Source organism: Thermoanaerobacter sp. YS13 (assembly GCF_000806225.2).
Lineage (GTDB): Bacteria > Bacillota > Thermoanaerobacteria > Thermoanaerobacterales > Thermoanaerobacteraceae > Thermoanaerobacter > Thermoanaerobacter uzonensis.
Map to the genome: position 1 here is coordinate 290,447 of NZ_JOOI01000002.1, position 11,683 is coordinate 302,129.

General features: G+C 35.1%; 14 protein-coding genes and 1 pseudogene. 1 reads left to right on the forward strand and 14 read right to left on the reverse strand.

Annotated elements, in window-relative coordinates:
* Nucleotides 1-4 precede the first annotated feature (4 nt).
* Nucleotides 5-754, reverse strand: a complete 750-nt coding sequence (locus THYS13_RS09200; RefSeq protein ID WP_042834257.1) for a YwmB family TATA-box binding protein — start codon at nt 752-754, stop codon at nt 5-7.
* 361 nt (nt 755-1,115) lie between these two features.
* Here THYS13_RS09200 and THYS13_RS09205 point away from each other — a divergent pair, with 361 nt between their 5' ends.
* Nucleotides 1,116-1,412 carry a hypothetical protein gene (locus THYS13_RS09205; protein ID WP_042834258.1) on the forward strand — a complete coding sequence of 99 codons (297 nt, stop codon included), beginning with the start codon at nt 1,116-1,118 and terminating at the stop codon, nt 1,410-1,412.
* 22 nt (nt 1,413-1,434) lie between these two features.
* Here the strand turns inward: THYS13_RS09205 and wecB are convergent, their stop codons facing one another.
* The 13 genes and pseudogenes from wecB to rpmE form a co-directional block, all read right to left on the reverse strand.
* Complete coding sequence (gene wecB / locus THYS13_RS09210) at nt 1,435-2,589, reverse strand: non-hydrolyzing UDP-N-acetylglucosamine 2-epimerase (protein ID WP_042834259.1); 1,155 nt, start codon at nt 2,587-2,589, stop codon at nt 1,435-1,437.
* 24 nt (nt 2,590-2,613) lie between these two features.
* On the reverse strand, nt 2,614-3,654 hold the full coding sequence (locus THYS13_RS09215) for a glycosyltransferase family 4 protein (protein WP_042834260.1): 1,041 nt from the start codon (nt 3,652-3,654) through the stop codon (nt 2,614-2,616).
* Nucleotides 3,655-3,711: 57 nt separating this feature from the next.
* Entirely contained in the window at nt 3,712-4,155 is a 444-nt protein-coding gene (locus THYS13_RS09220; protein WP_003868961.1) for a dCMP deaminase family protein, read from the reverse strand.
* A 17-nt stretch (nt 4,156-4,172) separates the two neighbouring features.
* On the reverse strand, nt 4,173-4,805 hold the full coding sequence (gene upp, locus THYS13_RS09225) for a uracil phosphoribosyltransferase (protein WP_042834261.1): 633 nt from the start codon (nt 4,803-4,805) through the stop codon (nt 4,173-4,175).
* 48 nt (nt 4,806-4,853) lie between these two features.
* Nucleotides 4,854-5,300, reverse strand: a complete 447-nt coding sequence (gene rpiB / locus THYS13_RS14665; RefSeq protein ID WP_042834768.1) for a ribose 5-phosphate isomerase B — start codon at nt 5,298-5,300, stop codon at nt 4,854-4,856.
* A gap of 57 nt (nt 5,301-5,357) precedes the next feature.
* Nucleotides 5,358-5,762: pseudogene (locus THYS13_RS14670) on the reverse strand (low molecular weight protein arginine phosphatase); the annotation flags it as partial.
* Complete coding sequence (locus THYS13_RS09240) at nt 5,759-6,823, reverse strand: L-threonylcarbamoyladenylate synthase (protein ID WP_042834262.1); 1,065 nt, start codon at nt 6,821-6,823, stop codon at nt 5,759-5,761. The pseudogene THYS13_RS14670 and the gene THYS13_RS09240, both read right to left, overlap by 4 nt.
* A 27-nt stretch (nt 6,824-6,850) precedes the next feature.
* Entirely contained in the window at nt 6,851-7,570 is a 720-nt protein-coding gene (locus tag THYS13_RS09245) for a ZIP family metal transporter (protein ID WP_042834263.1), read from the reverse strand.
* Nucleotides 7,571-7,902: 332 nt separating this feature from the next.
* Nucleotides 7,903-8,973, reverse strand: a complete 1,071-nt coding sequence (prfA, locus tag THYS13_RS09250; protein WP_042834264.1) for a peptide chain release factor 1 — start codon at nt 8,971-8,973, stop codon at nt 7,903-7,905.
* Between the two features lie 48 nt (nt 8,974-9,021).
* The gene (gene prmC, locus THYS13_RS09255) at nt 9,022-9,861 is read right to left on the reverse strand and encodes a peptide chain release factor N(5)-glutamine methyltransferase (protein WP_042834265.1); all 840 of its coding nucleotides are present in this window, start codon (nt 9,859-9,861) and stop codon (nt 9,022-9,024) included.
* A complete protein-coding gene (locus THYS13_RS09260; RefSeq protein ID WP_042834266.1) occupies nt 9,848-10,774 on the reverse strand; it encodes a DUF1385 domain-containing protein in 927 nt (308 codons plus the stop codon). The genes prmC and THYS13_RS09260 overlap by 14 nt, the downstream gene beginning before the upstream one ends.
* Before the next feature lie 15 nt (nt 10,775-10,789).
* A complete protein-coding gene (locus tag THYS13_RS09265; protein WP_369819226.1) occupies nt 10,790-11,368 on the reverse strand; it encodes a thymidine kinase in 579 nt (192 codons plus the stop codon).
* 72 nt (nt 11,369-11,440) lie between these two features.
* Nucleotides 11,441-11,650: a 50S ribosomal protein L31 gene (gene rpmE, locus THYS13_RS09270; RefSeq protein ID WP_003867319.1), complete on the reverse strand. Its 210-nt coding sequence runs from the start codon at nt 11,648-11,650 to the stop codon at nt 11,441-11,443.
* Nucleotides 11,651-11,683: the final 33 nt, after the last annotated feature.

Genomic DNA, 11,683 nt, shown 5'->3' on the forward strand with positions numbered 1-11,683 from the left:
TCTTCTAATATTCTATAGCTATAATAGGTGTTGCAACCCACAAATAAGTCTTATCATCAAAAGAACTATATCTTATTGCTACGTTTAAATTTATTTTTTCACTTCCTAATTTAATATATTCTTTTAATTTGCTCGAATAAGCAGAAACACTTATTATGTTTTCATCTTCCATTCCTTCTACTTTTTGTGCATGTAATTTGTCAAGTACTAATTTAACTATACTACTATTTTTTTCTTTATTCAACTTACCTTTAAAAGTTCCAACAAAACATACTGTTACCTTAGGTTTTAGCTTGAATATTTTAAAAGTATTATTTATAAGTGCCTTCTCTTTTAAAGCATTGTCATAACCGTTAATAAGATATTCGTCTATTAACATATAAGTTTCACTCTTTGAACCATTTTTTAAACTTTGAACTGCTATGTTTATATGTCTAGTGTTTTCCGTATATTCCACTTCCACTTGTCTAAAATTGTTTTCTTCAAGGCGAGATATTTTAGTTTTTTGCCTATTGATATTCATGTTTTTTATGGCTATTTCGATATATTCATTTATTTTGTAAAAAGGTGTAAAATCATTGTTAATCTTTGTCCATGCATTTATATTTGCATATTCATATTTTGCACCCGTATTTAAGAAAGTCATCTTTACAAGTTCTATATTATCATCAAAAGAAAGAAAAGCTTGCCTTTGGACACTCAATGAAAATAAAACTGTAAAAATTATTATTCCTAAAATTATCCTCTTAACCATACCTCATACCTCCATATATACTTTCTTAAAGAGAAAAGACGGTAAAATATCAGCGAATCCACAAGGGGGAGAATGGATCCGCCGATTTTTACCGCCCTTCTATTTTTAATTATTAACGGAAATAACAAGATTTATTCATCAATCTAAAAAATTTCATTATTTACATAATAGGAAAAACGGACATCTATTAGAAATAATTAGATAAAAAGAGAATAAGTCAGAAAAGGTCAGATATGTGTAGATAAATTTTCCTGGTGAACTTTTTTAGTCAAATAAGGTCAAAAATCAAATTTGTTTTATAATTTTTATAAAGTAAAATTATAAGTGGAAGGAAAAATCTCTCAAAAAGGAGGTGTAGTATATGTTCTGGGTAACACTTATTGTAGTAGGACTTATATCTAGTCTTGTATTTCATCCTTTGTTCAATTCCAAAGCAGGAGAATCTTACGGCGAAAAGCTAAATAAAATCTACGGAACATACTGGGCAGCATTAGTTGCACATCTAATAGGAGCATGGCTTGGCGGCACTTATCTTGGCAAATGGGGTTGGATAGTCGCTGATTACAACGTAATAGGTGGATTCATTGGAGCAATAGTAATTGGTTATCTGTGGTACCTAATCGCTAAAAGTCAAACCAAAGCAGAAGCTAATAAATAAAATAAATTCATAAAAGCGGGGTTCATACCCCGCTTTTATATTCCTCTGGCTTTGTGTCACTCAACTTGAACGCATATTTTATCGCCTGAATTATTCTCAAAGAAGCTTTACCATCACCATAGGGATTTACCGCATTAGCCATTTTATCATATTCTTCCCTATTTTCAAGAAGCAATACTCCTTCATTATATACAACTTCCTGTTCTGTTCCAATTACTCGTACTGTACCTGCTTCAACAGCCTCCGGTCTTTCTGTAACATCTCTCAAAACAAGCACAGGTTTGCCCAGAGAAGGTACTTCTTCCTGTAAGCCCCCCGAATCAGTCATTACCATATAGCATTTTGCCATGAGATTGTGCATTTCATCTGTATCAAGTGGGTCCAAAAGAAGCACATTGCCAAGTTTCCCCAACATGCTAAATACAGTTTCTCTCACTACAGGATTTTTATGAACAGGATATACTATATAAACATCCTTGTAATTTTGAGCAATTCTTTTGAGGGCATTGCATATATTTTCAAGAGGTTTACCCCAATTTTCTCTTCTATGAGCTGTAACAACAATGACTTTTTTATTATTGTAATCAATTTGGTTGAGCCGTTCATTCCTAAAAATATAATCTCTCTTTACAGTATATGCCATTGCATCTATGACAGTATTACCGGTAACAAAAATACTTTCTTCATTTACTCCTTCTTTTAAAAGATTAGATTTTGCTGTAGTTGTAGGAGCAAAGTGTAAGTCTGTCAAAACCCCCGTAAGTTTTCTGTTTATCTCTTCGGGATATGGAAACCATTTGTTAAAAGACCTCAGCCCTGCTTCTACATGTCCAACCTTAATTTTGTGATAAAAAGCTGCTAATGCAGCAACAAAGGTTGTTGTAGTATCGCCGTGTACAAGTACAAGGTCCGGTTTTTCGCTATTAAAGACTCTTTCAAGCCCTATAAGAGCAGAAGTAGTAATTTCAGATAATGTTTGTTTTTCTTTCATGATGTTTAAATCATAATTGGGAGTAATATTAAAAAGCCTCAGCACCTGATCGAGCATTTCTCGGTGCTGGGCTGTAACACAAACTTTTGATTCAAAATCCTTTTCTCTTTCCAAAGCTTTAATAAGAGGTGCCATTTTAATAGCTTCGGGTCTTGTCCCAAAAACAGATACGATTTTTAATGCCATAATTTTACACTCCTTAATGTCTGGTCAACGGACCTGTGTACCTTTTTTTTGTCTTTCTAAAAGTCCAAGTCTATCTGCACCCCACATTACAAACAAAATTGATATTAGAAAAATAATCAAACCTTTTGTTTCATTGCTGGAAGATATTAATATGGCACTTATTCCCAGCAATAAACTTACGCCGTACATTATAAGCACGACCTGTCTTTGTGTAAGGCCTTTTTCTAAAAGCCTGTGGTGCAAATGCCCTTTATCTGCCTCCATAATTGGCTTACCGTTTTTTAGTCTTCTTACAATCGCAAACGTGGTATCAAATATAGGAACACCTAACGCAAGGATTGGCACCGCTATAGCAATTGCCGCTGCTGATTTTACTGCTCCCTGTATTGATATAGCCGCCAGCACAAATCCTAAAAACATAGACCCTGTATCTCCCATAAAAATTTTTGCAGGATTAAAATTGTAAGGCAAAAAGCCTAAAGCAGCACCCGCAATAGCAATTGAAATAACAGCAGTTGCAAATCTGCCATTTAAAAGCGAAACTATAAATAGAGAACCTGATGAGATGACTGCTATCCCTGCTGCCAGTCCATCAAGACCGTCGATGAGATTCATAGTATTCGTAATACCTACTACCCAAAAGAGCGTAAGAGGAATAGCCACCCAGCTTTTTAGATATATCATTCCATCTCCAAAAGGATTAGATAGCCAATCTATTCTCACTCCACTTATTATTAGCATTACGGCTGCTCCCAATTGTCCTAAAAGTTTAACTTTTGCACTGAGACTGTACTTATCGTCAAACAATCCCAATGCTACAATTATGGTTGCCCCTGCCACTATACCAATGGTTTCATGGGTTTTAGACAAAAATAGCAACATGCTCATTATGGTGCCAAAAAATATAGCCAATCCGCCTAATCTAGGAACAGGTTTTGTATGTATGCGTCTTTCATCATTAGGTATATCAATAGCTCCAATCGCAAAAGCCAATTTTTTCGCTATTGGAGTAGCAATAAGTGACACTATAAAAGCTACCATAAAAGATAGAAGGTATACCTTCATTTTTTAACACTCCTTTGGAGTTCACTATATATTCTTTTGATTTATATCAATAGTATTTTATCTCTCAATTTTTACTAAGTCAACATTCGCTTCCTTTAGAAGTTTAAAAGCTAATTCATCGGGATACTCCTCTTCATATACAATCCGCTTAACTCCTGCATTGATTAGCATTTTAGCGCATATGACACAAGGACTAGCACTCACATAGAGAGTAGCTCCTTTAGTACTTACCCCATGTAACGCTGCTTGGATAATCGCATTTTGCTCTGCATGTACTCCTCTGCAAAGTTCTGGCCTTTCTCCCGACGGTATTCCTAATTGCTCCCTCAAACAGCCTGTCTCTTCACAATGGGCAAGCCCTGTAGGAGGACCATTATATCCTGTTGAAATTATGTGTTTGTCCACCACCAAAATAGCCCCTACTTGTCTTCTAAGACAAGTAGAGCGAGTTTTTACAACATCTACAATTTGCATAAAATATTCATCCCATGAGGGTCTCATTTGTACATCCCTCGCTATCACTTTGTGCCGAAAAGCCTATCTCCTGCATCTCCCAAACCCGGTACGATATAACCATGTTCATTTAAACCTTGGTCTATGCTGGCTACGTAAATTGGAACCTCTGGATGGTCTCTGTGAACTGCCTCAATCCCTTCTGGAGCAGCTATTAAATTCACCAATTTTATATTTTGTGCGCCTCTTTCTTTGAGAAAATGTATAGCAGCACAAGCAGAACCTCCTGTCGCAAGCATTGGATCTACCACAATGAGGTCTCTTTCTGCTATGTCGGAAGGCAGTTTACAGTAATATTCTACAGGTTTTAAAGTTTCAGGGTCCCTGTAAATTCCTATATGTCCCACTTTAGCAGCTGGAATGAGTTTTAACATTCCATCTACCATGCCAAGTCCTGCTCTTAATATAGGGACTATTCCTAATTTTTTTCCTGCAATTACTTTTGTCTTTGCCACTGCCACTGGAGTTTTTACCTCTATCTCTTCAAGAGGCAAATCTCTTGTTACCTCATATGCCATAAGCATAGCAATTTCTTCTACTAATTCTCTAAATTCTTTAGAACCTGTATTTTCATCACGTATTAGGCTTATTTTATGCTGAATAAGCGGATGGTCAATGACAAATACATTTTTATACATTTTTTACCTCCTGTAAGTTTAAAAATTTCTTTCCTATTAAAAATTAAATCATTTGCTATACTTTTTCTCGATTTCCGCTATTTTATCAATCCTTCTCTGATGACGTCCTCCTTGGAAAGTTGCATTTAACCATTCTTCAACCATCATTACAGCAAGTCCTGGTCCTGTAATGCGTCCTCCCAAGCACAAAATATTAGCATTGTTGTGTTCCTTAGCGGCTTTTGCAGAAAAAACATCTTCTGCATGAGCAGCTCTAATTCCTGGTACTTTATTTGCTGCTATCGACATACCAATGCCTGTCCCACAGACTAAAATTCCCTCACTGCACTCATGAGATGCAACAGCCTCCGCTACTTTGAGGGCATAATCTGGATAATCAACAGATTCAGTACTAAAAGTTCCAAAATCTTTATAGGCTATTCCTCTTTCATCTAAATATTTTTTTATAGCTTCTTTAAGTTCGTAGCCACCATGGTCAGCTCCTAATGCAATCATCGTTTTTACCATCCTTTCTTCTGAAATTTTGGTTATAATCTTTGAAATTAAATTGTCTAACTCGCGAGCCGTTTGTCTATACACTTCTATCGGCATGCCATAAGGGTCCTCCACTTCGCCCTTTAATCCTACGAATTCTTTTAAGGTAAAAACTTTATGGGAAAATTCTGGATACTTAAAAAGTATACTCTGTTTATGAGAATTCGACATAGTTAAAATTAAATCTGCTTCTTCTAAATCTTGACGTCTTAAATTTTTTGACCTATGGTTTGAAATATCTATACTGTAATCTTGTTTTAATACTTCTATCGCTTCTTGTGAAGCAGGAAAACCTTCTGACGAAAAAACTCCTGCAGATTTTGCTTCAAAGTCCTTATTTAAGGCTTTCGCTTTGGCATTAAAAAGTCCCTCTGCCATAGGGCTTCTACAGGTATTCCCAGTGCACACAAATAATACTTTCATGGCAATTCTCCTTCAGCACTTATTTCTTTATAACCGGCAGCTTTTTCCAATCTGTTCATAATAGCAAGTCCAATGTTGTCATATTCAAAACTTTCAGCAAAAATGACATCTACTCCCTTTTTGTCAAATTGTCGTAAGACTGCAAAAAGATTCTTCGCTATCGTCTCTGGTCTATTTCTATCCCCTACGACAATAATTTCTCCTTTTTCATATTGTGTCGAAGTTTGTACCGTTGCCATTATACCAACTTTTTTACCATATTTCAATTGTTCTTCTGTCAATTCTTGAATTTTTTTTACAACTTTCTCAAGGTCTCCTTTTACTATATAAACCTCCGCGTTAGGAGAATAATGCTTGTACTTCATGCCAGGAGACTTAGGCTTTAAATCTTCCTTTGGCTTTTTTAAAAGTGAAGGATCCATTTCAACATTCCCTATCACTTCTTTAAGCATTTCCAAAGTAACTGCTCCCGGTCTTAAAATGACCGGCACCTTTTCTGTCAAATCCAAAACAGTAGATTCTACGCCAACATCACATTTTCCTCCATCTATTATTACATCTACTTTTCCATACAAATCTTCAATAACGTGAGAAGCATCAGTAGGACTAGGCTTACCTGAAACATTAGCGCTGGGAGCAGATATAGGTACTTCTGCCCTTTTGATTAAAAGATGAGCAATCGGATTTGAAGGCATCCTTATAGCTACCGTATCCATGCCAGCCGTATTAACATAGGGTACTTTTTCTGATTTTTTAAAAATAAGTGTTAAAGGGCCTGGCCAAAATTTCTTCATAAGAGTTTTAGCTTTTTGAGGTACTTCTTCCACAAGGTCATAAATCTGCTCTAGTTCTGCGATATGAACAATAAGAGGGTTATCTTGAGGCCTTCCCTTTGCTATGAATATCTTTTTTACAGCCTCTTCATTAAAAGAATTAGCTCCAATTCCATAAACTGTCTCTGTAGGAAAAGCTACAAGTCCTCCTCCTTTTATCACTTTTGCTGCAAAATCAATAAGCTCAATTTCTGGATCATTTTTATTAATGCGTACTATTTTTGTCATTTAAGGCACTCCTTGCATAAACAAAACTTACAAATACTTTGTTATTATTATACCACCTATAAAACCTAATATCATCCCCAAAATAGAAATTTTCCCTTTGTAAATATTTCTGGCCTCAGGAATTACATCGCCACAGGTTACATAAAGCATTGCTCCTCCTGCTATACCCAAATTTAATCCAATAAAATAAGGGGATATACCACCCGTCAAAACTCCAATTAAAGCCCCCATTCCTGTAGGAATCCCAGCTAATACGGTGTATATTACATTTTTATAAGGAGGAATGCCGCCTGCAGAAAATGGCGTTGCCATTGCTAAACCCTCAGGAAAATCGTGCAAAGCAATAACCAACGCGATGTTAATACCTAATGACTGAGATACCATAAAGCCAGAGCCCACCGCAAGTCCTTCTGGAAAATTATGTAAAGCAATTGCAATTCCTAATAATATACCTTCTCTTATGAATCCTCCAGTGATATCCATATTTTCTATTATCATATCAAAAAAAGAAATCAAAAGAGCTCCTATTAATATCCCAACTGTCCCCAATGTAAGACCTGCTATATCAAAAGCATGAGGCAAAAGGTCAAAAACAACAATAGAAAGCATTAAACCTGCAGCAGTGCCCATAATTCCACTAAAAAATCTATTAGAAGGTTTTTTTAAAAAATAAGTGGCAGCTCCTCCCATTCCCGTACCGATTATTCCGACCAAAGAGCCTATTATCATCGCATTGAAGACATACATAAAAACATCCCCTTAATTTTTAAATCTATTTCAAATGTATTAAATCATTATTGAACTTATGCTTAGCACAAAAAAATTCGCTCGAAGGTAGGAGGACCATCGAGCGAATAAAGCGTCCTCTATAGAGGACAGCTGGGGGGCAATGTTAAATTGTATGTATTTTGTCACATACTGCTATTTCTTAGTTTAACTTAATAAAGTGTTTTTTTATAATTATAATTTATAACGATTATTTAGTCAAGCACAAAAATTTTAATTATACCTATATTTTTTGATAATACACACTTCATATCCCTTTAAGGAATAAATAAAGAACAGGTTTCCCTGTTCCTTTAAGTTAGATTCATATTCTTAAGTTTTTCCGCCTGGTCATTTAAAATTAAAGCATCTATAATTTCATCCAAGTCCCCATCAAGAACTTCCTGTAATCTATATACAGTTAAACCTATTCTGTGGTCAGTGACTCTACCTTGTGGAAAATTGTAAGTTCTTATCCTCTCGCTCCTTTCCCCAGTACCTACTTGGGATTTCCGTGTCTCAGCAATCTCTCTTTGTTGTTCTTCTAGAGCCATTTCATAAAGCTTTGCTCGCAAAATTTTAAGAGCTCTTTCTCTATTTTGAATCTGTGACCTTTCATCTTGGCAAGTTACAACAATTCCTGTTGGAATATGGGTAACTCTGACTGCGGAATCAGTCGTATTTACACTCTGTCCTCCATGACCCCCTGACCTAAATACATCTATCTTTATATCATTTGGATTTATCTCTACATCAACTTCCTCGACTTCAGGCAAAACTGCCACCGTAGCGGTAGAAGTGTGTATTCTTCCTCCAGCTTCAGTGGTTGGAACCCTTTGAACCCTATGAACACCACTTTCGTATTTTAACCTGCTGTAAGCTCCTTTTCCAGAAATATTTAAAATTACTTCTTTAAATCCTCCGATATCTGTTTCATTGGAGCTCATTATTTCTACTTTCCAACCTTTTTTCTCTGCATACATGGAATACATCCTAAAAAGGTCATGGGCAAAAAGAGCTGCCTCTTCTCCTCCTGCTCCTGCCCTAATCTCCATTATGACGTTTTTCTCATCATTTGGGTCTTTTGGTATTAAAAGAATTTTTATCTCCTCTAATAATTTTTCTTTTTTTTCTTCTAATTGAGAAAGTTCTTCCTCTGCCATCTCTTTAAGCTCTTCATCATTTGAAGACAACAACTCTTTTGTAGCCTCTATATCTTCCAAAACTTTTTTGTATTCTCTATATTTTAGCACAATGTCTTCAATAGCCGCATGCTCTTTTACATACTTTCTCCATTCATTTACATTTGAAATAATATTAGGGTCACTTATTTTTTGACTTAATTCTACGTATCTATCTTCTATTGCTTGCAATTTATCAATCATTATCTCACCTCAAAGATTGATTATACCACATATTATCTGTTGTGAAAACTATAACTTATACTTCGCTATTATCACTCTGTCAATACCCGCCAAATCTTTAATTATTTTTATATCCTTAAATCCACCTTTTTCTAAAAAATTAGTTATTTCTCCTTTTTGGCCATATCCTATTTCAAATCCAATTTTCCCGCCTGATTTCATATAAAAAGGAGCTTCTTTTATAATTTTTTTGTAGAAGAAAAGTCCGTCTTCTCCTCCATCTAACGCGACAATAGGCTCTTTTTTTACTTCTTCCTGCAGTAGCTCAATTTCATTTCTTTTAATGTAGGGAGGATTTGACACAATAAAGTCAAACTTTAAATTTGGCGGAAGATTACGAAAGAGGTCACTTTCTATAAAGAATATCCTATCTAAAACTCCTTGCTTTTCAGCATTGTACTTTGCAACTTCAATAGCTTTTTTGCTGATGTCAACTGCGTACACAGTACAATCTGCAAAATATTTAGATATGCTTACAGCTATAGCACCGCTACCAGTACCTATATCCAAAATTACATTTCCTCTTTCCACCCTTTTTAACACTTCTTCTACAAGAATCTCTGTCTCTGGCCTAGGAATTAACACGTTCTCATCTACAAAAAACTCTAATCCCATAAAATGCTGCTTTTTTACAAGGTACTGATAAGGAATGTGAGATTTTCTCATATTTAAAAGTCCTAAAAACTTTGCTAATTCCCCTTCCTCCACTTCATCTTCTCTTTTAATTATTAGATTTATCCTATCTACCCCTAAACAGTAAGCAAGGAGCAGTTCCGCTTCAAGTTTAGGATTTTCGCAAATATTTTTAAGTTTTTTTGCCCCCAAATTTATTGCCTCATATATTTTCAAATTCACGTCCTCCCTCGTCTTCCAAAACACTTTTTAGTGATGCAATAGCAACTTCTAATTGACTGTCATCAGGTTCCTTTGTGGTAAGCTTTTGTAATAGCAAACCAGGATATATAAAAACCGTTATCATTTTATTGTCACTTCGCCCTGCTAACTTTATTATTTCATAAGATATACCAGCAACTACAGGAAGCAAAAGAATTCTACTAAGTATCCTTATATAAAGAGTAGGCCATTTTAAAAAAGAAAAAACTATTATAGAGACTATCATGACTATGAAGAGGAAATTTGTCCCACATCGAGGATGTAAAGTAGTATATTTGCGAGCATTTTCCACTGTCAAATCCTCTTCATGCTCAAGGCAATGAATAGCTTTATGCTCTGCCCCATGATATTCGAATATTCTTCTTATATCTTTCATCTGTGATATTAATACAAGATACAAAATAAAAATAGCAACTCTTAACAATCCTTCGACAAAATTTATAACTACAGTATTTTTTGTAAATAATTTGATATAATCGGCTACATATGTCGGTCCAATAAAAAATATGATAATTGATAAAATTAAAGATATTGCGACAGAAAAATACATCAGAACATCATCTAATTTATCTCCAAAAACTTTTTGTAAAAATGAATCAAATTTCGAAATATTTTCTTCATCTTCTTCTTCAAAAAGTTCTGCCGAATAAGTAAGGCTTTTTATACCTATGATAAGAGAATCAAAAAGAGCAAAAGTACCTCTTATAAAAGGCAATGAAAAAAAATTATTCTTTTTAGTCAAGGGTTTTACATACTCTTTCTTTATAATTATTTCATCTCCTTTACGTACAGCTGTCGCTACACTATTGTGTCCTCTCATCATAACTCCTTCAATTACTGCTTGACCACCTATATCGGTTTTCTTCATCTTTACACCTCTTTTCTATATACGAGGAACTTCATGGCATTTTCTACACCTTGCTTCATAGGTTTCTTGGGCCCCTACTAAAATGATTGGGTCATCGTATTTTGCAGGTTTCCCATTGATAAGCCTTTGAGTGCGAGTAGCAGGATTGCCACATTTCACACATATAGCCGTCAGTTTATCTACAGACTCCGCAATTGCCATTATATCAGGAGTAGGGCCAAAAGGTTCCCCCCTAAAGTCCATATCTAAGCCAGCACAAATGACTCTTTTGCCTAGATCTGCAATTTCTCTTACAACATCCACAATCGAATGGTCAAAAAACTGAATTTCATCAATTGCGATAACCTCTGTGTCTTCTTCTAAAAACTCAATTATTTCAGAAGCCTTTACTATACTAATAGCATTTATATTAGTGCCATTGTGAGATACCACTTTGTCAATAGAATATCTATCGTCAATAGCCGGTTTAAAGACTTGTACTTTTTGTTTAGCAATCTGTGCCCTTTTAATCCTTCTTATTAGTTCTTCACTTTTACCGCTAAACATAGGACCAACTATAACTTCTATAAAGCCATGATCCAAAGAACCGTATATCATGGAAAACCACCTTTCTTAATGACAAATTAAAAACAAAAGGTTAGAGTCTTCACCACTCTAACCCCCAAATTATTTTTCTTCTAAATTAAATCTCTTTCTAAATCTCTCGACTCTTCCACCTGTATCTACAATCTTCTGCTGGCCTGTAAAGAAAGGATGGCATTTGGAACATATTTCTACTCTAATTTCTTTCTTTGTAGAACCTGTTATAAAAGTATTTCCACATGCACACCTTACAACCGCATCATGATAATAGGTAGGATGTATATTCGGTTTCACAGCTTTCACCTCTTTCAACCAAAACTCATACGG

What these genes read in the sequence shown, in the direction of transcription:
- THYS13_RS09200 (WP_042834257.1), bottom strand. Translation starts at nt 754, where the DNA reads ATGGTTAAGAGGATAATTTTAGGAATAATAATTTTTACAGTTTTATTT.
- THYS13_RS09205 (WP_042834258.1), top strand. Translation starts at nt 1,116, where the DNA reads ATGTTCTGGGTAACACTTATTGTAGTAGGACTTATATCTAGTCTTGTA.
- wecB (WP_042834259.1), bottom strand. Translation starts at nt 2,589, where the DNA reads ATGGCATTAAAAATCGTATCTGTTTTTGGGACAAGACCCGAAGCTATT.
- THYS13_RS09215 (WP_042834260.1), bottom strand. Translation starts at nt 3,654, where the DNA reads ATGAAGGTATACCTTCTATCTTTTATGGTAGCTTTTATAGTGTCACTT.
- THYS13_RS09220 (WP_003868961.1), bottom strand. Translation starts at nt 4,155, where the DNA reads ATGAGACCCTCATGGGATGAATATTTTATGCAAATTGTAGATGTTGTA.
- upp (WP_042834261.1), bottom strand. Translation starts at nt 4,805, where the DNA reads ATGTATAAAAATGTATTTGTCATTGACCATCCGCTTATTCAGCATAAA.
- rpiB (WP_042834768.1), bottom strand. Translation starts at nt 5,300, where the DNA reads ATGATTGCATTAGGAGCTGACCATGGTGGCTACGAACTTAAAGAAGCT.
- THYS13_RS09240 (WP_042834262.1), bottom strand. Translation starts at nt 6,823, where the DNA reads ATGACAAAAATAGTACGCATTAATAAAAATGATCCAGAAATTGAGCTT.
- THYS13_RS09245 (WP_042834263.1), bottom strand. Translation starts at nt 7,570, where the DNA reads ATGTATGTCTTCAATGCGATGATAATAGGCTCTTTGGTCGGAATAATC.
- prfA (WP_042834264.1), bottom strand. Translation starts at nt 8,973, where the DNA reads ATGATTGATAAATTGCAAGCAATAGAAGATAGATACGTAGAATTAAGT.
- THYS13_RS09260 (WP_042834266.1), bottom strand. Translation starts at nt 10,774, where the DNA reads ATGAAGAAAACCGATATAGGTGGTCAAGCAGTAATTGAAGGAGTTATG.